The 21,158-nt window shown below is 65.3% G+C and carries 20 protein-coding genes and 1 tRNA gene; 14 read left to right on the top strand and 7 right to left on the bottom strand.

The window, feature by feature from the left end; translation table 11 throughout:
* The first annotated feature begins 143 nt into the window (after positions 1-143).
* From ACTSLZ_RS10380 to ACTSLZ_RS10330, 11 genes are all read left to right on the top strand, one after another.
* On the top strand, positions 144-1,007 hold the full coding sequence (locus tag ACTSLZ_RS10380; protein WP_238692364.1) for a ParA family protein: 864 nt from the start codon (positions 144-146) through the stop codon (positions 1,005-1,007).
* 98 nt (positions 1,008-1,105) lie between these two features.
* Complete coding sequence (locus ACTSLZ_RS10375; RefSeq protein WP_443094960.1) at positions 1,106-1,933, top strand: segregation and condensation protein A; 828 nt, start codon at positions 1,106-1,108, stop codon at positions 1,931-1,933.
* Positions 1,930-2,625, top strand: a complete 696-nt coding sequence (gene scpB, locus ACTSLZ_RS10370; RefSeq protein WP_443094959.1) for an SMC-Scp complex subunit ScpB — start codon at positions 1,930-1,932, stop codon at positions 2,623-2,625. Before ACTSLZ_RS10375 ends, scpB begins: the two co-directional genes overlap by 4 nt.
* A gap of 76 nt (positions 2,626-2,701) precedes the next feature.
* A complete protein-coding gene (locus ACTSLZ_RS10365) occupies positions 2,702-3,772 on the top strand; it encodes a pseudouridine synthase (RefSeq protein WP_129315377.1) in 1,071 nt (356 codons plus the stop codon).
* A 2-nt stretch (positions 3,773-3,774) separates the two neighbouring features.
* On the top strand, positions 3,775-4,905 hold the full coding sequence (locus tag ACTSLZ_RS10360) for a prephenate dehydrogenase (protein ID WP_443094958.1): 1,131 nt from the start codon (positions 3,775-3,777) through the stop codon (positions 4,903-4,905).
* A gap of 49 nt (positions 4,906-4,954) precedes the next feature.
* A complete protein-coding gene (gene cmk / locus ACTSLZ_RS10355) occupies positions 4,955-5,755 on the top strand; it encodes a (d)CMP kinase (RefSeq protein ID WP_443094957.1) in 801 nt (266 codons plus the stop codon).
* The gene (gene der, locus ACTSLZ_RS10350; protein ID WP_129315374.1) at positions 5,748-7,310 is read left to right on the top strand and encodes a ribosome biogenesis GTPase Der; all 1,563 of its coding nucleotides are present in this window, start codon (positions 5,748-5,750) and stop codon (positions 7,308-7,310) included. Before cmk ends, der begins: the two co-directional genes overlap by 8 nt.
* Before the next feature lie 74 nt (positions 7,311-7,384).
* A tRNA-Pro gene (locus ACTSLZ_RS10345) sits at positions 7,385-7,458 on the top strand.
* A 297-nt stretch (positions 7,459-7,755) separates the two neighbouring features.
* Complete coding sequence (locus tag ACTSLZ_RS10340; protein ID WP_443094956.1) at positions 7,756-8,745, top strand: serine hydrolase; 990 nt, start codon at positions 7,756-7,758, stop codon at positions 8,743-8,745.
* Positions 8,746-8,813: 68 nt separating this feature from the next.
* A complete protein-coding gene (gene recQ / locus ACTSLZ_RS10335) occupies positions 8,814-10,655 on the top strand; it encodes a DNA helicase RecQ (RefSeq protein WP_443094955.1) in 1,842 nt (613 codons plus the stop codon).
* A gap of 65 nt (positions 10,656-10,720) precedes the next feature.
* On the top strand, positions 10,721-11,227 hold the full coding sequence (locus ACTSLZ_RS10330; RefSeq protein WP_443094954.1) for a hypothetical protein: 507 nt from the start codon (positions 10,721-10,723) through the stop codon (positions 11,225-11,227).
* Here ACTSLZ_RS10330 and ACTSLZ_RS10325 read toward each other — a convergent pair.
* Both ACTSLZ_RS10325 and ACTSLZ_RS10320 read right to left on the bottom strand, forming a co-directional pair.
* Positions 11,224-11,829 carry a methylated-DNA--[protein]-cysteine S-methyltransferase gene (locus ACTSLZ_RS10325; protein ID WP_443094953.1) on the bottom strand — a complete coding sequence of 202 codons (606 nt, stop codon included), beginning with the start codon at positions 11,827-11,829 and terminating at the stop codon, positions 11,224-11,226. The two genes, ACTSLZ_RS10330 and ACTSLZ_RS10325, sit on opposite strands and share 4 nt — an antisense overlap.
* Complete coding sequence (locus tag ACTSLZ_RS10320) at positions 11,826-12,398, bottom strand: RNA polymerase sigma factor (protein WP_443094952.1); 573 nt, start codon at positions 12,396-12,398, stop codon at positions 11,826-11,828. Before ACTSLZ_RS10320 ends, ACTSLZ_RS10325 begins: the two co-directional genes overlap by 4 nt.
* Positions 12,399-12,599: 201 nt before the next feature.
* Between ACTSLZ_RS10320 and ACTSLZ_RS10315 the strand changes: the two genes are divergently transcribed.
* Entirely contained in the window at positions 12,600-14,006 is a 1,407-nt protein-coding gene (locus tag ACTSLZ_RS10315; protein WP_443094951.1) for an MFS transporter, read from the top strand.
* Here the strand turns inward: ACTSLZ_RS10315 and ACTSLZ_RS10310 are convergent.
* Together ACTSLZ_RS10310 and ACTSLZ_RS10305 are read right to left on the bottom strand one after the other, a co-directional pair.
* A complete protein-coding gene (locus tag ACTSLZ_RS10310; RefSeq protein ID WP_443094950.1) occupies positions 14,003-15,043 on the bottom strand; it encodes an arsenic resistance protein in 1,041 nt (346 codons plus the stop codon). The two genes, ACTSLZ_RS10315 and ACTSLZ_RS10310, sit on opposite strands and share 4 nt — an antisense overlap.
* A 1-nt stretch (position 15,044) precedes the next feature.
* Positions 15,045-15,617, bottom strand: coding sequence for a helix-turn-helix domain-containing protein (locus ACTSLZ_RS10305; RefSeq protein ID WP_443094949.1), 573 nt, complete (start codon positions 15,615-15,617; stop codon positions 15,045-15,047).
* A gap of 70 nt (positions 15,618-15,687) precedes the next feature.
* On the opposite strand from ACTSLZ_RS10305, the gene ACTSLZ_RS10300 reads away from it, so the two are divergent.
* A complete protein-coding gene (locus ACTSLZ_RS10300) occupies positions 15,688-17,217 on the top strand; it encodes an FAD-dependent oxidoreductase (protein ID WP_443094948.1) in 1,530 nt (509 codons plus the stop codon).
* On the opposite strand, the gene ACTSLZ_RS10295 is transcribed toward ACTSLZ_RS10300, so the two are convergent.
* Together ACTSLZ_RS10295 and ACTSLZ_RS10290 are read right to left on the bottom strand one after the other, a co-directional pair.
* Positions 17,214-17,399, bottom strand: coding sequence for a PspC domain-containing protein (locus ACTSLZ_RS10295; RefSeq protein WP_129315365.1), 186 nt, complete (start codon positions 17,397-17,399; stop codon positions 17,214-17,216). The genes ACTSLZ_RS10300 and ACTSLZ_RS10295 overlap by 4 nt on opposite strands.
* A gap of 85 nt (positions 17,400-17,484) precedes the next feature.
* Positions 17,485-19,173: an ABC-ATPase domain-containing protein gene (locus ACTSLZ_RS10290; protein WP_443094947.1), complete on the bottom strand. Its 1,689-nt coding sequence runs from the start codon at positions 19,171-19,173 to the stop codon at positions 17,485-17,487.
* A gap of 77 nt (positions 19,174-19,250) precedes the next feature.
* Between ACTSLZ_RS10290 and ACTSLZ_RS10285 the strand changes: the two genes are divergently transcribed.
* Positions 19,251-20,267, top strand: a complete 1,017-nt coding sequence (locus ACTSLZ_RS10285; protein ID WP_443094946.1) for an NADP-dependent oxidoreductase — start codon at positions 19,251-19,253, stop codon at positions 20,265-20,267.
* A gap of 10 nt (positions 20,268-20,277) precedes the next feature.
* Here ACTSLZ_RS10285 and ACTSLZ_RS10280 read toward each other — a convergent pair whose 3' ends face one another.
* Entirely contained in the window at positions 20,278-21,126 is an 849-nt protein-coding gene (locus ACTSLZ_RS10280; protein ID WP_443094945.1) for a PhzF family phenazine biosynthesis protein, read from the bottom strand.
* Positions 21,127-21,158: the final 32 nt, after the last annotated feature.

Raw genomic sequence — 21,158 nt, 5'->3', positions numbered from 1 at the left:
TCCTCCCGAGTATCGAGGTGGCACCGAGCCGCACCCCACACAAGGGGAGTGCGCTTCGGGGCCACCTCGATCCGTATCTGAGGGATGGCGGGTTGTAGGGTTAAGGGCAGTCATATGTGCCCAACGATCTGAAAAGGGTGTGCGTGAGTACTCAGAACTCCGAACCAGAACTCGGCCCCACCGGGCGTCCCCTCCGGCAGTTCCCGGAACCGGCCGTCTTGGACTCCCACGGGCCGGCACGGGTGATCGCAATGGTCAATCAGAAGGGCGGCGTCGGCAAGACGACCTCGACCATCAACCTCGGTGCGGCGCTCGCCGAATTGGGCCGACGCGTTCTCATGGTCGATTTCGACCCGCAGGGTGCCCTTTCGGCAGGATTCGGCGTCAACCCCCACGAACTGGACACGACGGTCTACAACGTGATGATGGACCGCAAGGTCGAGGTCCACGAGGCTGTTCGTCGCACCGAATTCGAGAACATGGATCTTCTGCCGGCCAATATCGATCTGTCTGCCGCCGAAGTGCAGTTGGTCAACGAGGTGGCTCGCGAACAGGTGCTCTCCGGTGCTCTCCGGAAGCTCAAGGACGACTACGACGTCATCCTGATCGACTGCCAGCCCTCGCTCGGTCTCCTGACGGTCAACGCCCTGACCGCGGCGGACGGCGTCATCATTCCTCTGATCTGCGAGTTCTTCGCCCTGCGTGCGGTTGCTCTGCTCGTTGACTCGATCGAAAAGGTCCAGGACAGGCTCAACCCGGACCTGAAGATCGACGGCGTCCTGGCCACCATGTTCGACTCGCGAACACTCCACTCCAAGGAAGTCATCGCGCGCATTATCGACGCATTCGGGGACAAGGTCTTCGACACCGTGATCAAGCGCACGGTCAAGTTCCCGGACGCGACGGTCTCCGCCGAGCCGATCCTCAGCTATGCGCCCACGCACACCGGCTCGGTCGCCTACCGAGAGCTGGCCAAGGAGCTCATCAGCCGAGGAGGATCTCGCTGAGACCGACCGCTGAGGGGATTCCCACCGACCCGGAACTCGTTCCGGACGACAAGCGGTCGGGATCCCAGGGCACGGACGAGGCCGTCGCCCAGGACCCGGTGCCCGCAGAGTCTGCGGGCACCGGGTTCGCGGTGTCCCTGGAGAATTTTGCGGGGCCCTTCGAGGTCCTGCTCTCGATGATTTCCAAGCGGGAAATGGACATCACGGAGGTCGCGCTGGCGGCCGTGACGGACGAATTCATCGCATACGTTCGAGCGCTGCGCGACACGGGCCTGGAGAAGGCCCTGGACGAAGCGAGCGAGTTCCTGGTGATCGCCGCGACCCTCCTGGACCTCAAGGCCGCTCGTCTCCTGCCCGCGGGAGAGGTCGAGGACGAGGAAGACATCGCGATGCTCGAGGCACGCGATCTTCTCTTCGCGCGGCTCCTGCAGTACAAGGCGTTCAAGGACGTCGCATACGTTCTCGCGGATCGCATGGAGGCCGAGAACAGCAGGTTCCCCCGGCCGGGCGGTCTGCAACCCGAATTCGCGAATCTGCTCCCCGAGCTCATCGTCACCACCAGCCCTCAACGACTGGCCGAGATCGCGGAGAACGCGATGCGACCCAAACGCGAGGAATCGACCGAGGTCGGTCTGGACCACCTGCACGGGGCTCGGGTGACCGTGCGCGACGAGGCCGAACACATCGCAGCGCTCATCATGGACGGAACACCCGCGACGTTCACACGATTGGTATCGGATGCAGAGGACATGCTGGTCGTCGTCGTCCGCTTTCTCGCCCTGCTCGAGATGTACCGGGACCGCGTCGTCGGGTTCGCCCAGGAAGGTCCCCTGGAAGAACTGTCGGTGCGCTGGGTCGGCACGGAGGAGGGCTGGACGGCGGCGCGTCTGGCCGACGACGACTACGTGGGGGAGGACGGAGAATGAGCGAGACCACGGACCCCGACCAGGAGACGACGTCCCCGGAGAAGCCGGAACCGGGCCGCGTGGATCTGGTGCCGGGCGGTGTCAAAGCAGCCGTCGAGGCGATTCTGATGGTCACGGAGACCGCGGTCAACGAATTCGAGCTGGCCGAAGCCCTGCTGGTGCCCGTGTCCCGAGTCGAACGTGCCCTCGATGAACTGGCCAGGGATTATGACGGGTATACTGGATCCTTCGCGAACGACGGCGTCGCGGATGAGGACTCCTCGGACGGCCGGGGACCCCGAGAGCCGCGGGGCATGGAACTGCGTCGCGTCGGCGGAGGGTGGCGACTGTACGCGCGGACGGAGTTTGCGCCGTGGGTCTCACGTTTCATCCTCGAGGGCCAGACCTCGAAGTTGTCGCAAGCCGCACTGGAAACCCTCGCGGTCATCGCGTACCGCCAGCCCGTTTCCCGAGCACGAGTTTCGTCCATCCGCGGGGTCAACGTGGACGGCGTCGTGCGGACCCTCAAGACCAGGGGGCTTGTCACGGAAGACGACGTACCGGGGGAATCCGGTTCGATTCTCTACGTGACGACACCGTTGTTTCTCGAGAAAATGGGGTTGGAGTCCTTGGACGAACTCCCCAAGATTTCGCCGTACCTTCCCGATGTGGAAGACATCGGCGAATACGAACAGCGCCTCCAGGGCGGCTGATCGGCGGAGCCGTGCCGAACCCGGCACGGTTGCCGCACACCGAAGAATTGGATCAACACCACCGAAAGAACACATCATGGCCAACAGATCGACGGGACGTCAGAACACCGGCAAGAATTCCTCGCGCGGAACCTCGCGAGGAGCGCAGGGAAAACCCTCTGCGCGCGGTGGTGCGTCCAAGAACAACAAGGATTTCAAGGGTACGGGGCGCCCCGGAGCGCCGGGACGGTCACAGAAACCGTCCGTGAAATCGGGCGCCAACAAGTCCGACGCCAAGAAGTTCAAGCCCAAGAAAGGGCAGGCCGGGAAGATCTTCGCGCGGGAACGCGGCGAATACCGTCCCGACCACGAATACAAGGGACCGCACCGTCCCCGGCGCCCGCGCGCCGAACCGGCCGACCGGCTGGACGTCTACGACCGTGACGGCGTCCGTCTGCAGAAACTCATGGCGCAGGCCGGCGTCGCCTCGCGTCGTGTGTGCGAAATGATGATCTCGGAGGGCCGCGTGATGGTCGACGACGAGGTCGTCACCGAGCTCGGAGTGCGAGTCGACCCGAGCAAGGCCCACATTCAGGTGGACGGCGTGACCATCCAGACGGACGATTCCAAGGTCTACTACGCCTTCAACAAGCCCGAGGGCGTCATCGCGACCATGGAGGACCCCGAGGGCCGTTCGTGCATCTCGGATTACCTGAATCCGCAGCGCAAGGAAAGAATCTTCCACGTCGGCCGTCTCGACGTCGCGACCGAAGGGTTGCTCCTGCTGACCAACGACGGCGAACTCGCCAATCGACTGACCCACCCCTCCTACGAGGTGCCGAAGAAATACCTGGTCCAGGTTCGCGGGCCTATGGAAAACGGCGTCGGTCTGGAAATGAAGAAGGGGATTCGCCTCGAGGACGGCGTCGCACGGGTGGACGAGTTCCGGCTCGTCGATTCGACGCCGGGCCACCTCCTGGTTGAGGTCACGATCCATTCCGGCAAGAACCGTATTGTTCGCCGGCTCTTCGACGCGGTCGGTCACCCCGTGGAGAAACTCGTGCGCACCGAGATGGGACCGGTACGGATCGGATCCCAGAAGCAAGGGACGGTGCGCAACCTGTCGAAGGTCGAAATCGGTGCCCTGCTGTCCTCGGTGGGTCTGTGACGATGCATCGGAATTCTGCCGCCACGGTTTCAGGGCCGGTGCTGGTCATCGGTTCCGGACTCCTGGGCGCCTCCGTGGGGCTCGGCCTGTCCGTGCAGGGTGTGGAGACGTGGGTTTCCGACATCTCTCCGACCACCGAAGCCGTCGCCGCGGACATCGGGGCCGGTCGGTCATTGTCCCGCCTGGTCGAACAGGTCGGGCCGGAGATCGCGCGAGCCGACATCGATCCGCAATTGGTCGTCGTCGCGACCCCTCCGGATGTTGCGGCGCAGACCGTGGCCCAGGCACTCGAGGACTACCCGCAGGCCGCGGTCGTGGACATCGCTTCCGTCAAGGAACCGGTCCTTCTGGCTCTGCGCGAGACCGGGGCGGATCTCAGCAGATACATCGGTACCCACCCCATGTCGGGTCGGGAGAAGTCCGGGCCGGTCGCGGCGCGCGGCGAGTTGTTCATGTCCCGCCCGTGGGTGATCTGCGAACACGACGACGTCGCCCCCGAGACGGTGCGTCTGGCCCGAGGGCTGGCCACGGACCTGGGCGCGAACGTGGCCACCATGGACGTCCAGGAGCATGACGCGACGGTCGCCCTGATCTCACACGTCCCGCAGGTCATGTCGTCGCTGTTGGCGTCCCGTCTGCGCGAAACACCGCTCGAGTCCTTGAGCCTCGCCGGCCAGGGGCTCCGGGATACCACGCGCATCGCGGCGTCGGACCCGGGCCTGTGGGTCCAGATCCTGTCCGCGAATGCCCGGCCCGTGGTCGAGACCCTGTACGGGGTTCGCGAGGACCTGAACCGGCTCATCGCGACCCTCGAGCGGCCCACGGCCGACGGCGCCCGCCTGGACATCGCGGAGTTGATGACGGAAGGCAACGACGGCGTCGCGCGGATCCCCGGCAAACACGGCGGCGCACCCAAGGCATTCTCCGCGCTCACGGTGCTCGTGGACGACACTCCGGGCCAGATCGCTCGCCTCCTCGCGGAGGTCGGAGAGATCGGCGTGAACGTCGAAGACATGCGGATGGAGCACTCCCAGGGCCAACCGGTCGGTATGGTCGAGATATCCGTGGTCCCCACGGCCCGCGACGGCCTGGTCCACGAGCTGACGGAGCGCGGTTGGAAAATCGCAGAATAGACACTGCAGCGCCCGGCCACGGGCCGGCAACGACGAATTGGAGGACACCATGAGCCAGGACAATCAGGAGGCCCTCGAGGAAGCGGCAGTGCCCGCAGAACCGGCCGCCTCCCAGTTCAAGCACGAGGACCAGACCGAAGCATGGCGGACCGAGCTGGTCGTGGCCGTGGACGGCCCCTCCGGATCGGGCAAGTCCTCGGTGTCACGGGAGGTCGCCAACCGCCTGGGGCTCGCGTACCTGGATACGGGAGCGATGTATCGGGCCCTGACCTGGTGGTGCCTCGAGGCGAGCGTGGATCTGGACGACGAAGACGCCGTCGCCTCGGCGGCCAACGACTTCCAGCTCCAGATGGGCACCGATCCGATCGTCGAAACCATCATGGTCGGCGGCATCGACATCCGCGAAGCCATCCGGGAATCCCGGGTCACCGAGAACGTGTCGGCGGTGGCCAAGAACCAGAAGGCGCGCGATGCCCTCATCGGTCGGCAGCGCATGGAGATCGTGTCCAACGGGCGCAGGATCGTGGCGGAGGGACGGGATATCACGACCGTCGTCGCCCCGGACGCCTCCGTGAGGATCCTGCTGACCGCCAGCGAGGAGGCGCGCATGAAGCGCCGCGGAGAGCAGATCGGAGCGACCGGGGACGAGGACCGGCTGAAGCTCGAGGTCGCCCAGCGCGACGCCGCGGATTCCAAGGTCAACAATTTCACCGAAGCAGCCGACGGGGTCACCTTGGTGGACTCGACCGAGCTGGATTTCGACCAGACGGTGCAGGCGGTCATCGACGTCATTCGGACGACGACCGCCCAGCACCATGGAGAGAGCGACAAGAGCAACGACAATGACTGAGAATTTCGACGAGTACCAGGAAAAGTACTTGGGCGGCGCCGACGCCGACGACCAGGTCGAGGAGCACCTGGCGAATCTCGACGACGAAGAGGCCGAGAAACGTGCGGAGGCGCTTCGCGCGGGGCTCGACGAGTACGAACTCGAGGACGAAGACCGGGAACTGCTGGTCGACTGGGGATTCGACATCGGCTCCGAGCCCACCGACGAGCCCGATCCCGTCGTGGCCGTCGTCGGCCGGCCGAACGTGGGCAAATCCACGGTGATCAACAGAATCCTCGGTCGGCGCGAAGCCGTGGTCGAGGACAAGCCCGGCGTCACCCGCGACCGCGTGTCCTACAAGGCCGAATGGAACGGCAAGCACTTCACGCTGGTGGACACCGGCGGGTGGGAGTCCGACGCGAAGGGCATCGACGCCCAGGTCGCGGCGCAGGCGGAAATTGCGGTCGCGCACGCGGACGTCGTCGTGCTGGTGGTCGACGCCCTCGTGGGCATCACGACGATGGACGAAGCGATCGTCCAGATGCTCCGTCGCGTCAAGAAGCCCCTGCTCCTGGCAGCCAACAAGATCGACGATTCGTACCAAGAGCCCGAAGCCGCCGCCCTGTGGAGCCTCGGGTTGGGCGAACCCCACCCGGTTTCCGGTGTTCACGGTCGCGGCATCGCCGACCTTCTCGACGAATTGCTCAAGGTCATGCCGGAGCACTCGCAGTACGCCGAGCCCGAGCTGTTCGAAGGGCCCCGACGCGTCGCGATCATCGGCCGACCGAACGTGGGCAAGTCGTCGTTGCTCAACAAGCTGGCGGGGGAGGACCGAGCCGTCGTCAACGACATCGCGGGCACGACCCGTGACCCGGTGGACGAACTGATCGAATTGGGCGGGCAGCCCTTCCGGTTCGTGGACACGGCGGGGATCCGACGTCGTCAGCACATGGCCAAGGGCGCGGAGTTCTATGCATCCCTGCGGACGCAGACCGCGTTGGAGCGTTCGGAGGTCGCGCTGGTGCTCTTGGACGTCTCCGAGCCGCTCTCGGAGCAGGACGTCCGTATCCTCCAGCTCGCGATCGACTCCGGGCGGGCCATGGTCCTGGTCTTCAACAAGTGGGACACCCTGGACGAGGACCGTCGTGATGAGCTCGAGCGCGAGATCGACCGGGACCTGTCCCACGTCTCGTGGGCACCCAGGGTCAATATTTCGGCGAAGACCGGATGGCACAAGGACAAGATGGTCCCGGCCCTGTTGAGGTCTCTCGATGCGTGGGATTCGCGTATTCCGACGGGCCGCCTGAACGCGTTCCTGGGGGAGATCGTGGCCGCGCACCCGCACCCGCTGCGAGGGGGCAAGCAGCCGCGGATTCTCTTCGGTACACAGGTTTCTTCCCGCCCGCCGAAGTTCGTGCTGTTCACGACCGGATTCCTGGACCCCGGGTACCGGAGGTTCATCATCCGACGACTGCGTGAGACCTTCGATTTCGAGGGGACCCCGCTCGAAATCTCGATGCGTGTGCGCGAGCGTCGATCGGCCTCCCGCGACGGCAAGGGCGGTCGACGCCGCTAGTTCCTCGGATGTGCGTTCGGGCGCCGGATCCTGTACTATTGATCGAGTGCTCGGGCGTTGTCCGAGCAAGGTTTCGGGTTGTGGCGCAGCTTGGTAGCGCACATCACTGGGGGTGATGGGGTCGCAGGTTCAAATCCTGTCAACCCGACGGAACTGCCCCGGATTGCCAACCGTGTGTTGGTGATCCGGGGCTTTTTTGTGTCCGGGGTGACCCGCGAGGTGGCAGTTTTGGGACAAAAAACCCGGATTTTCGTCCCAAAACTGCCACCTCGCGGGCTCAGGCGCCCGAAAATGCCACCTCACTGCCGCCTCGGCTCGACGATTCGGCGAACGAGCGAATCCGCCGGCGTCGTTGTTCACGTCATCGTGTCCTGTGCCCAAGGACATGGCGCAAAAGCATCCGAGGCATCGAGAAGTACCGGCAAGAGACGTATCGTGGAAGGTTATGTTTCCACACAGGCGAGACGGCATCGCCGACAACGCGGGGAATTCCCGCGGCGAGCAGCGCGAGGCGGGCAACGCCTCTCCGATGCACGGGCACCGTGGCATCGGAATGACCCCTGCCGGGGAACTGTCCCGCAGATCCTTCCTGGGGCTGGCCGGGGGAGCGGCCGCGACTGGGCTGCTCGCGGCATGTTCGGGCGATATCTCCGGCACCAACGGTGACAGACGCGACCCCAAGATCACCCTGGATGCCCTCCGCACGGAGTACTCGGCCAAAATCGGCCTGTCCGTGTTCGATCACTCGCGGCAGAAGGAATTCGACGACCACGGCGACACGGAGAGCTACGAGGCCAGCGTGGTCAAGGTGCCGATCGCACTGTCCGTGATGAGGCAGGCGGCGGAGCACGGCGGCAAGATCGACGACGACCAGCGGGAGCTGATCCGCCGCTCGGTGGAACAATCCGACAATGAAGCCACCGCCGAGCTGTTCAGTTCGTTGGCGGACAACCCGTCGGACACCATTTCGTCCAGCCAAAACGACCGCGAAGCACTCTCTGCCAACGCCATCAACCTGACCTACACCAGATTGGGCGTCCAGTACACGCGTTCCGCCAAGACATGGGGTGACAACACCACCTGTTCGGCAGACCAGGTGCAGGTGGCCCGCGGGCTGGTTGACGGCGTCGACTGGGTTCACCCGGACGACATGGCGTACCTGAGATCCCTCATGTCACCTGAGGACGAATCCCAGGGCTGGGGCGTCGGGTCCATGAAGAACGGGCGTGCCGGAAACAAACAGGTGCGTACCGTCGAGGTCAAGAATGGTTGGCTTCCCAACGACGACGGAACCTGGAACATCACGTCCATGGGAGCGGTCTTCACGGACGACGCCGCCTACTCCGTCGCCGTGGTCTCGGTAGGATTCGAATCCTTCGAAGAGGGCCAGAAAATCGCCAACCAGGCGGTCAAAACCTACTTCGACGCACTGTGACGGGCTCGGAAGCTCATATATCCACAGGCCCGCGCCCGGTCGCGTGCCAGAACCGATACCGTGGACGGGTGAACCCCGGACCAGAAACGCCCACCACGCCCCAGGATGTCCTTCGTACTACCTTCGGGTACGAGCACTTTCGCGGAGACCAGGCCGAGATCATCGACCATGTGACCCGAGGTGGCGACGCCGTCGTGCTCATGCCTACAGGCGGTGGCAAGTCGCTGTGCTATCAGATCCCCGCGATCGTCCGGGAAGGCGTCGGAATCGTCATCTCGCCTCTGATCGCGCTCATGCAGGACCAAGTCGATGCCTTGGAAGCGGTCGGTGTCAGGGCCGCCTGCCTCAACTCGACCTTGGGGCCGGAAGAGGTTCGGGCAGTAGAACAGGGGCTGGTCAACAACGAATACGACCTCGTGTACCTGGCCCCCGAACGTCTGGTGCAGGCCCGAACGCTGGACCTCCTGGACAGGGTGCGTATCGGGCTCTTCGCCATCGACGAAGCGCACTGCGTGGCCCAGTGGGGCCACGACTTCCGCAAGGACTACCTCGGCCTCAGCGTGCTGGCCGGTCGTTTTCCCCGGGTCCCGCGTATAGCCCTGACCGCGACGGCGACCGAGGCAACCCACCGCGAGCTGACCCAGAACCTGGAGCTCGACGGTGCGCGACACTTCGTCTCGAGCTTCGACCGCCCCAATATCCAGTACCGCATCACCGAGAAGAACAACGCCCGCCAACAATTGTTCGGCCTGATCCGCACCGAGCACGACGGCGACGCCGGGATCGTCTACTGCCTCTCCAGGAAACGCGTCGAGCAGACCGCCACCTGGCTGCGGAAACAGGGGGTCGACGCCGTCGCGTACCACGCCGGGCTGAGCGAATCGGAGCGTGCCGAAGGGCAGCGTCGGTTTCTGCGGGAGGACGGGGTTGTGGTGGTCGCGACCATCGCCTTCGGCATGGGCATCGACAAGCCCGACGTCAGATTCGTGGCCCACCTGGACCTCCCCAAGTCGATTGAGGGCTACTACCAGGAGACGGGCCGCGCCGGACGCGACGGCCTCCCGGCGACCGCCTGGTTGGCGTACGGGCTCCAGGACGTCGTCCAGTTGCGTCGCATGATCGACGACTCCGATGGCAGTGAAGACTTCCGGTGGATACAGCGACGCCACCTCGACGCGATGCTGGCCCTGTGCGAAACCACCGACTGTCGCCGCGTGCAGATTCTGCGTTATTTCGGTCAGGAGATCGAACCCTGCGGGAATTGCGACACCTGCCTGAACCCGCCCGCCTCGTGGGACGCGACCGTCCCTGTCCAGAAGCTGCTCTCCGCCATCGTGAGGCTGGACCGCGAACGCGGGCAACGGTTCGGGGCCGGACAGATCATCGACATACTCCGTGGCAAGGAGAACGATCGGTCCACGCAGTACCGGCACGATGAACTGACCGTGTGGGGGATCGGCGCCGACATGAGCGAGGTTTCCTGGCGCGCCGTCGTCCGGCAAATTCTGGCCAGGGGCATCATCTCGACGACGGGGGAGTTCGGCGCCCTGGTCCTGACACCCGCGGCCGGGCCGATTCTCCGCGGCGAAGAAACCTTGATGCTGCGGTCTGCCCCGGATCGCCCGGTGACCAAGAAGGGTCGGGGCAGGAAGGCGAGCGGTGCGTCGCTGGCTTCGGCGGAGCTGGACGACGCGCACAAGGCCGTCTTCGACAGCCTGCGGACGTGGCGGACCGGCCAGGCCAAGGCGCAGCAAGTGCCGGCCTACGTGGTCTTCCCGGACGCGACGCTGATCGAGATCGCCCGTTTGGCACCGTCCAGCCTCGCCGAATTGGGCGCAGTGAGCGGGATCGGCGAGAAAAAGCTCGAACACTACGGAGAAGCCGTGCTGTCCGTGGTCCGGGAGGCCTGACCGCACCCACGCGCCTTCCCGAGATCGCTCTGGACGCCCCATGGACTGACTGCAACGATGGGGGAATGAACGAACCACAGGCACAGACTCACACCGCAGAAAAATCCGTGTCGGCGTCCGGGTTCGTGGCGGCGTCGCCCCACGCCCTGTACGAATACTTGCGGGACCCGCGCAACCAGGCCGCTGTGGACGGATCCGGAATGATTCGGGCGGCCAGCGCGGACCCCGGGTCCGAGGGCGACGCCGTGCCGGGAGCCCTGGACAGCGAGGGCCAAGTCTTCGTCATGGACATGCTCTGGACCGACGGCACCACGAAGTACCAGGTCGAGAACACCGTGACGCGGATCGGTGACGACGGCATCGAATGGTTGGTCGCGGATTACGGCAACGACCCGCAGGGCTGGCGATGGGGGTGGCTCTTCGAGACGGCCGAGGGCGGCACGTCAGTGACCAACTACTGCGACTGGTCGGACATCACGGATCCCAAGGTCCTCGAGGCCAAAGGATTCCCGGTGGTCGATCCTGAGAAGGTTGCAGTAACGGTTCGGAATCTCCAGGAGCGGTTCTCCTAGGCCGAGGCTTCCAGCTCCAGAAGTGTCGACTTGGCCTCGAGCCCGCCCACATATCCTCCCAAGGCTCCGTCGGTTCGCAGGACCCTGTGGCAGGGGACGACGACCGGCAGCGGGTTGGTCGCGCAGGCCGAACCGACGGCCCGGACCGCGCGAGGATTCCCGACCCTTTCGGCGAGATCCTTGTAACTGAGGGTCTCTCCGTACCCAATCCGGGGGAGGAATTCGTGCACCTCACCCCGGAACCCGTGGGACAGCGTCCGGTCCAGGCGCAGGTCGAAGCTCCGACGTCGGCCCCCGAAGTACTCGTCGATCTCCCGTGCCGGGGCATCCAACGCCGCAGGCGCCTCCAGGATGCGTGGGCTCACGCTGTCGGCAAGGGTATTCAGGACGGCGTCGAACCCTTCGTTCTCGAATGCCACGCGGAGCAGCCCGTTGTTCGTGGCGGCGAGCATCAACCGACCGAGAGGGGTCTCAAGAGTCCTGTAGGAAATGTCGACGACGCCGTCTTCCGGGGCTCGTCGTTCCAGACGCCGATGCAGTGCCTTCATGGTCTGATCATTCACCGGGAACTTGTCCGGGGTGAGTTCCTCTGGGGATGTCACGATGTGCCTCCTGTGTTCGCGTCGAGATCCAGGGGATCGTCTGCCCTGCCCGATGCGCCGAGTCGGTGGCGCAGGGCCCGCATTCCGTCCGACGACGCTCTCCTCACCGCCGCCGGTGTGCCTCCGATGATGCCGGCGACCTCTTCGTGGGGCAGCCCGCCGAGGTGGTGATAGGCCACCGCGAGTCGTTGCCGCTCGGGCAACGCATCGACGGCGACCCACAGCATGTCCTCGCGCTCCCGCGTTACGGCGGCGTCCGCGGGATCGATTCCGGTCCGGGGTCCCGCGTCGTCGTGCGTGGTGGATTCGGGCGGGGAAGCGGTCGGCGCCGCGCGCCGTGCCGAGGAGCGGACGACGTCGACGGCCTTGTTCCGTGCGACACGGACGAGCCACGCCTCGACGTTGGTCTCGGGCGGAAGCCCCTCCCAGACGGTCAGGGCCGCCACAAACGTCTCGGCCCAGGCGTCCTCCGCGTCCTGGCCGGGGCCCAGGACGGCGCGGCACACCCGCCACACCGTGGGGCCGTGGCGCCGAACAATCGTCTCGAACGGAATTTTCTGATTCATCATGAGGCAGTCGCGTCTCACCGCGCGGAAGTGAGGTGTCGTCCCAAAATTAATTTCATCAGCCTACTTCCCATCTATACCGCGGAACACCGGTTCCGAGGGTCCGTATTCGTGTTGACTGTCACAGACCCTCCCTCTAGCGTCAGTCGGGACAAAGTACGCCGCATGAGTGCGGTTGGGTCTACAGCGAGGCATTGGCCAACTATGGCACAGGAATCGAAGAACCATATTCACGCGAGTCGTACCAGCGTCAGCGACCCCTCGACCGCGCCCGCCCCGGTGGAACCGGACCTGAAGACGGTTCGGGAGGCCGTGGGAGCATCGGCGATCGGCAACGCCACGGAGTGGTTCGATTACGGTCTCTACGCGGTGTCCACCGCCTACCTGACGCATCACTTCTTCCCCGGGGGAAACGGGCAGCTCTGGACGCTGTCCCTGCTCGCCCTCTCGTTCATCATGCGCCCCATTGGTGGCATGGTCTGGGGGCCGATCGGCGACAAGCTCGGGCGCAAGGGCGTGCTGGCCATGACGATCGTGCTCATGGCGGGGGCGACCTTCTGCATCGGCCTGATCCCCGATGTGAATACCATCGGAGTCTTCGCACCGATCACGCTGGCCGTCCTGCGTGTCATCCAGGGCTTCTCCTCCGGCGGCGAATACGGGGGTGCTGCGACCTTCATGGCCGAGTACGCCCCGGACAAGCGCCGCGGATTCTACGGAAGCTTCCTCGAATTCGGGACTCTCGGAGGTTTCGCCTTCGGCTCGCTGATCGTGCTGATCGGTGAGCTCACGCTCGGCAACGACACGATGATGGAATGGGGATGGCGCGTTCCGTTCCTCGTCGCGGGTCCCCTCGGCCTGATCGGTTGGTACCTGAGGTCAAAACTCTCCGAATCGCCGATCTTCGAGGAGCTCGAGGACACGCAGAGGGAAAGCTCCATGGGCGGCGGACTCAGGGACCTGTTCACCGGCCACTTCCGTCAGATGTCGATCGTGTTCGGTCTCGTCGTGGCAGTCAACGTCGTCAACTACACGTTGTTGACCTACATGCCCACCTATTTGGAGAGCTCGGTCGGTATGGAGAGCTCCACGACCCTGACGGTCATGTTCATCGCCCAGTTCGCCATGATGCTCGTGATGCCCCTCGGCGGAGCGCTCTCGGACAAGATCGGCCGCAAACCGATGTGGTTCACCTCGATGATCGCCTTGTTCGTGCTGGCCGTGCCGATGTACATGCTCATGGCCCAGGGGTTCTGGTTCGCGCTGATCGGCTTCGCGGTACTGGGCCTGCTCTACATTCCTCAGCTCAGCACCATTTCGGCGACGTTCCCGGCCATGTTCCCCGCCCCGGTGCGCTACGCCGGCTTCGCCATCTCCTACAACGTCTCGACGATGATCTTCGGCGGTACCTCGCCCATGGTCAACGAGGCCCTGATCGGTGCGACGGGCAACGACCTGGTCCCGGCCTATTACATGATGGGTGCCTGCCTGATTGGCTTCGTCGCGTCCCTGTTCATGAAGGAGACCAAGGGTGCGTCCCTGCGCGGAACCGATGTCCCGGAGACGGGCAAGGTTCCGGTCTTCGAGCCCGTGGCCGGGGCGGCGCGCTAACCGGCCGCGACGTCGTCGTCCGGAAAGAGGATCCGGGGAACGAACCACAGGAAAACGATCATCCCGAGCAACTCGATGATCGACTGCATGATCACGACGACGGCCGCCAGGCCCCACCCGGCCGGAAGAGCGAGCGCGAGGGGCAGAACGACGAAGGAGTTCCGCGTACCGAAGGTGAAAGCCAGGGTGCGTGCGGGCTCCTTCGTCATGTGCAGGGCGCTGGCCATGGCCTTGGCCAGGACCAGGGCAACCACCAGGTAGGCCACGCACACGCGTCCGACCTGCGGCAACAGCTCCAGCGACGCCACGACCTCGCCCGCGTGCGATGTCATCACGCACAGGATGACCGCGGCGAGGAGCGGTACGGGCAGGACGCCGAGCTTCTCATGCCACAGAGCGGCACGCCGGCCGAGGGCCACGGAGCGTCGCCCTCGGTGCCCGTGCGAACGTTCGGGGCCCTCCGCGCGGGAGACCCGCGACATCAGAACCTCAGTGCCCGCGACCGTCGCCAACGGAACCAGGATGACGGCGGCGGCCGGGATCACGGCGCCGGCAGTCAGGATCGGTCCGGCGGAATCACGGCCGAACAGGCTGATGTACAAGGGTACGAGCGGCAGCTGAATGAGCATGTTCAGGGGCGCCAGAGCCGTGGCACGGACGGAATCCCCTCGACCCAGGTGTGTGAAAGTGATGAACCAATCCGTGCAGGGCGCTACCAATGTCATGAGAAGGCCCAGACGGGCGGCGGGGGAGTCCGGCGCCCAGTGGACCAGCCCCCACACCGCCAAAGGGATCAGAAGAAAGTTGCCGACCAGCGCCGCCGCCAGGAACCGACCGTCCCGGACCGCGTGCGGAATCTCGGTCAGGGATACCTGAGAGAACGTCGCATACATCAGGAGGGCGAGCCCGGGCCATATCAGCGCCTCGGCGAATGGCCGAGAGCCGGGAAGACACAGGCCGAGACCGAGGCCGATCGCAATGGCGAGCAGGTATGCCCAGACCTGGTACTTTTCCATCCGGTTTCGGAACGAAGACACCCTAGTCGTCATCCGGGAACCCATCCGCCCCGTGGGTGTGAAAGCGTGCACCGTCCCGGTTGAAGATACTGATGACCTCGGCTGCCTGGGGCCCGGCAGCGCACATGCTGTGCGGGGTGGTGGTGTCGAATTCGGCCGCTTCGCCGGGGTGGAGCGTGAGCTCGTCGTCCCCGAGTCGCAGCCGCAGGTTTCCCGACAGCACATACACCCAGTCGAACCCAGGGTGCACTCCCGGTTCGGGCATCGTGCTCTGCGGTGGGTAGGTCATCTTGAATGCGTTGACGGGCGAAGCCTCCGGGCTCAGGGGCGCGATGAGCGTCCCGTTGCGACGGTATGCGCGACGACGAACCCGCGGGTCCGGGGTGTCCGCGCGGACGAGCTCGTCGATCCCGATGCCGAGCTGCCGGGTCAGGGGCAGCAACAATTCGAGGCTCGATTGTCGTTTGCCGGACTCGAGCCTGGACAGCGTGCTCACGGACAAGCCTGCGCGATCCGCCAACTCATCCAGGGTCCATCCCAGCCGTTGCCGTGCCGCCCGCAGTCGTGGGCCCACCTTGGACAACTGTTCGTCCACAGAAATCACTCCTTGCCATTTCAGCAAAACAGTTTGCCATTTCTGAGTTCTCAGGTCTAGCGTCGAGATCATGAAAAACACATGGGATGTCATTGTTGTTGGCGGCGGGTCCGCCGGGCTCAGCACCGCGCTGATGCTGGGGCGCTCGCGGCGTCGGGCTCTCGTCCTGGACGAAGGGATGCCGCGGAACCGGTTCGCGGACCACATGCACGGAGTGCTCGGGCACGAAGGAAAGGATCCGGCACAGCTGTTGCGCGAGGGACGAGAGGAGGTCGCAGCCTACGGCGTCGAATTCTCCGAGGCCAGGGTCGAGCGGGTCGACCGGGACGGGCGCGACTTCGTACTCACGGACACCGACGGGAATCGACGGGGCGCTCGCGCCGTCGTCGTGGCGACGGGCCTGACCGACGTTCTGCCCGAGATCCCGGGGCTGGCCGAACGGTGGGGAACCAGCGTACTGCACTGCCCCTACTGCCACGGCTGGGAATTCGGCGACCGGCGCCTCGGCCTGCTGGCCACGGCCCCGCACGACATCATGCGGGCCGAGTTGCTGCGGCAGTGGTCCGAGGACCTGACCGTCTTCACCTCCGGAATCGGCGGGGTCGACCCGGTCACGCAGGCGCGCCTCGAATCGCGGGGGGTCCGCCTGGTGCCTGAGCCGGTGGTCGGCGTGGACGGTCCCGGGCAGGACCTGACGGAGGTTCGCACCGAGAAGGGCGTGTATCCCATCGACGCCCTGTTCGCCGGCGGAGCCTTCCGTCCGCACGACGATTTCCTCGAACCCCTGGGGCCGGAGCGAGCGGACGGACCCATGGGCAACTTTCTGTCCGTGGACGAGTTCGGGGCCACCTCGGTCCCAGGGCTCTGGGCGATCGGCAATGTCGTCAATCCGGCGCTGACGGTTCCGGGAACGATGGGCGCGGGATCGACGACCGGAGGCATGGTGAACATGTACCTGGTCGGGCAGGACTTCGACGACGCCGCTCCCGAGCCCGCGAAGGACTTCTGGGAGAACAGGTACCGGTCCCAAGACAGGATCTGGTCGGGGAACGCGAATGCGACCCTCGTGGAGCTGCTCGATGGGATCGAGCCCGGGCGCGCGGTGGATCTCGGGTGCGGCGAAGGTGGCGACGTGCTGTGGCTCGCCGCCCGCGGGTGGAAGGCCACGGGGATCGATATCTCCGAAACAGCGGTCGACAGGGCACGTCGGGCGGCCCGGGAGGCACAGCTCGAGGATCGCGCCGCGTTTGTGGCCGAGGACCTCGAGCAGTGGACGCCATCGGAGGACCTCGACCTGGTCACGGGCAGTTTCTTCCAATCACCCGTGGCATTGGACCGCGTGGCCGTCCTTCGGCGGGCAAGCCGTGCCGTGGTCCGTGGCGGCCGGATATGCCTCCTGTCCCACGCGGCGCCTCCGCCGTGGGCAGAACATCATCACGACGCGGACTTCCCCGATCTGGGTGAGGAAGTGCGGGCCCTGGACCTCGGACCCGAATGGGAGACCGAGGTCCAGGAGGTCCGGAAGCGCGAGGCCGCCGACCCCGAGGGGAATCCGGCGGTTCTCGAGGATGCCGTGGTCGTGCTGCGGAAGAAGGCCTAGATTCTGTTCTCCTTCGGGATGATGATCCAGGCCACCACGTAGAAGATCGCCTGTGGGCCGGGGATCAGGAAGGACAGGAGGAACAGGAACCGGACCCAGTTCGGGCTCCAGTCGAGTGCCTCTGCGATGCCTCCGCAGACGCCGGCGATGACTTTGTGATTGCGTGATCTCTTGAGTGCCATGGTTCCCACGCTAGGGGCTCACGGGGACGGACGCAGTGGAGCGGGCACTACCTTTGTGGGTAGTGCCCGCTCCACGCGCATGATCTCAACGCAGCTTCAGTTTCCTGTACCTGCTGATGGCCCCATGGATTTCCTGCGGACGGGGCATTGCCAGGTCACCGCGGGGCCGGCCACCGCCGGTCAGATCGTCCAGGCCCTTCTTCCGAATTCGACGCCAGACACGCTCCACGGCGTCCACGAGGCCCAGCTGTCCGTCCAGTTCCCGCGAAACCGCCTCGATGCACTGGGCGATCGCGCTGGTCTGTGAAGGATCGACCAGCTGGGCAAGGTAGGCGACGTCGATATCCTCCCGGCCTACCTGAATCGTCCCGAGTCCCCGGGCGCGGGCGCTCTTTTTCTTGTCCGATGGGTCCAAGGCGCCGGCCGTGGGGATTCTCTCGTCGGACCCGACGAAGACACTGTCGGCCGATTCCGTGGTGCCCGCGTTCTCGGAGGCGTCATCGGCTGCAATGCGATGGGCCCGGTCGGTGACCTCCGAGGGCGTGTATGCGTCCATGGCGATGACGTAGTCTGCCATGCCGAAGAAGGCCCCCGTGCCTCCGGCCACCAGGATCGTCGAAATATCCCGTTCATCCAGCAGGGGGCGGATGCGTTCGACAAAGGGGGTGATCGGTTCGGAGCCCGAGGGGATGAGCTGCCGCATCGCCGGGTCGCGAATCATGAAGTTGGTGGCCGAGGTGTCCTCGTCGATGAGGAGCAGTGACGTCCCGATTTCCAAGGATTCCGCCAGATTGGCGGCCTGCGACGTCGAGCCGGAGGCATTCGTGGTCGTGAAATGAGAGGTGTCGGCGCCGGACGGCAGGTTCGAGATGAAAGGCGAGATGTCCGTGCCGGTGACGGCCCGTCCGTCTTCGGCACGGATGCTCATCGCATCGGGCACAGTCAGCACCCACTCGCGGCCGTCGCCACCGATATGCGGGTACACCCCGCGTTCCATGGCCCTGAGCAGGGTGGATTTTCCGTGGTAGCCGCCGCCCACGATCACCGTGATCCCGCGGGGAACGCCCATGCCGGACACCGTCCGCCCGCTGGGCAGCGAGAAGTCGACTCGCATGCTGTCGGGGGAGCGGAAGGCCACGGCGTCACGAAGGGGCACGTCGGAGTTGCCCGATGCGCGGGGAAGAACGGCGTCGTCGCCCACGAAGGATATGAGACCGCGCTCCTTCAGCTCGGCCTGGAGCGCGAGCTGGTCCGTGTACAGCTCCATGTGGCGCTCGAGGGCCTCGGGATCCAAACCGTCCAACAGTGCGGATCCCTGAACGAGTTCGGGCAGGTCGTCCGTCAAAAGGTGCGCCGCGGCCCGCCCCTTGATGCGGCGCCCTGCCGCCGGCAGAGAAACCGAGAGGCGAACCTCGACCGAATCAGGCCGGACCACCACGCTGGACCGCTCGAGAACCTCTTGGCCGGGTTTGGTGATATTGATGCCGCGGTAGGAGCATCCGCACAGAGTCTTGGTGAGATGACGCGCGATGAAGTCCGCGGCGGCGACGCGCTCGTCGGGCTCGTTCTCCAGACGTTCTGGCAGCGACGTCCCGTTCAGCGGAAGAATCACGCGCGCCGAGGACGGCGGGGCGTACGGGTCGGACTGCACATGGTCGATCGCGAGGTCGAAGGTCCCGAAGTCGTAGGTGCCTCTGATGCGTTTGTAGGCGCCGTACCCATTGCCGTCGAGACGCTGGAGAGACGACCTGAGATCCTGCGAGGTTTGGTTCATTGATAGCTAATTCGGATCGGGGACATCGGTGCTTGGAAGTATAGTCGGTCACGAAATCACTGGAGAGGAATTGATTCATGACTACCCAAGTCAGCAAGCAGATCCAACTCGCGTCCCGGCCCAAGGGCTGGCCCTCCGAAGAAAATTTCGAGACCGTGTCGGTCGACCTTCCTGACCTGTCCGAGGGAGAGGTTCGCGTCCAGAACCTGTACATGTCCGTCGACCCGTACATGCGCGGTCGGATGTCCGCGGCCAAGAGCTACGTCGCACCGTTCGAGGTCGGCGAGACCATGACCGGCGGAGCGGTCGGCAAGGTCGTGGAATCCCGCAGCGACGACCTGTCCGAGGGTGCCCTCGTGCTGCACCAGTTCGGCTGGCGCGACGTCGCTCAGGCTCCGGCAGAACAGTTCAACGAGGTCCCGGAGATCCCCGGGGTTGCACCGTCCTTGTACCTCGGCATGCTGGGGCTCACGGGCCTGACGGCGTACGTCGGGCTCACCCGGGTCGCGAAGATGCAGGAGGACGACGTCGTGTTCGTGTCGGGCGCGGCCGGCGCCGTGGGCTCGGCTGTCGGCCAGATCGCCCAATTGCTCGGCGCGTCGAAGGTCATCGGTTCGGCAGGGAGCAAGGAGAAGACGGACGTGCTCGTGCAGAAGTACGGGTACGACGTCGCGCTGAACTACAAGGACGCACCGATCCGGGAACAGCTGCCCAAGGCAGCTCCGAACGGCATCGACGTCTACTTCGACAATGTCGGCGGCGACCACCTCGAGGCCGCCCTGGATGTTCTGAACCGTTACGGCCGGGCGGCGCTGTGCGGTGCGATCAGCCAGTACAACAACACGGAACCGGACCCGGGCCCGGACAACATGGCGAATTTCGTCAAGCAGTCGCTGGGCTTCAAGGGGTTCATCGTCAGCGACTACATGGAGTACGCCGGCGAATTCCAGGAGCGGATGAGCGCCTGGATCCGTGAGGGCAAGATCCGGTACGACGAGACCGTCGTCGACGGCCTCGAAAACGCGACCGACGCCTTCATCTCGATGATGCAGGGAGCCAATACGGGCAAGATGGTGGTCCGTATCCAGGACTGAGCCGGTGGGGCTACCCGAACGGATCGACCGAGCCTCGGATGATCGTTCGGGTGGCCCCTCCCACCCACACGTTCTCGTGATCGGCCTCGACGCGAACCATGCCGCGTCGACCCAGGGCCGTGCCCTGGCGTGCCACGTAGGCGGCGGGGGCTCGTCCCTCGCGAATCAGCCACTGCGCCAATCCCGCGTTGAGGCTTCCCGTGACCGGATCTTCCTGACTGCCGTCACCCGCGCCGAAGGCGCGCACCTCCACGTCCGCGGGGGAATCGGGAGAGTCGAAGAATCCCACGACGCCGATCTTGAACTGGCTCTCTCCGATCTCGCTCATGCGCGGTCGGAGGCCGAGCACGTCATCGGCCGAGGGAAGGACGACGCCGACCCACCCGGGGCCGTTGTCGATCCAGCGCATGGCTTCGATGCGGGCGACGTCGATATCGAGGAGCCGAGCAACCGTGCTTCGCGTGCTCTCGTCGGCCGGCTCGTCCCGCACCAGAGGCGGCGCCGCGAAGAAGAGCGCGTCGTCGGATCGGCGCACCGTGATCAGTCCGGCGGCGGTCTCCTGGACGAGCTCGGTCTCGGAGCCGGGCCGGCCGCCGGCTTCGAGCCACGCGTGGGCCGTGCCGAGCGTGGGATGGCCCGCGAAGGGCAGTTCCCTCTGGGGAGTGAAGATGCGAACTCTGTAGTCGGCACCGGGCTGCGTCGGCCTCAACAGAAACGTGGTCTCCGAGAGATTGGTCCAGTGGGCGAAGGTCTGCATCTGCTGGTCCGTGAGCCGGTCGGCATCGTGAACCACGGCAACGGGGTTTCCGGGTTGCGGTCCCGGTGCGAAGACGTCGACCTGTCGGAATGCTCGTGACATAGTTTTCCTCTCTTCTCGCCCGAAGCCGTTGC

Source organism: Rothia koreensis, assembly GCF_052232265.1.
Classification (GTDB): Bacteria; Actinomycetota; Actinomycetes; order Actinomycetales; family Micrococcaceae; genus Rothia; species Rothia koreensis.
This window is presented reverse-complemented; position numbering and strand designations above follow the sequence as displayed.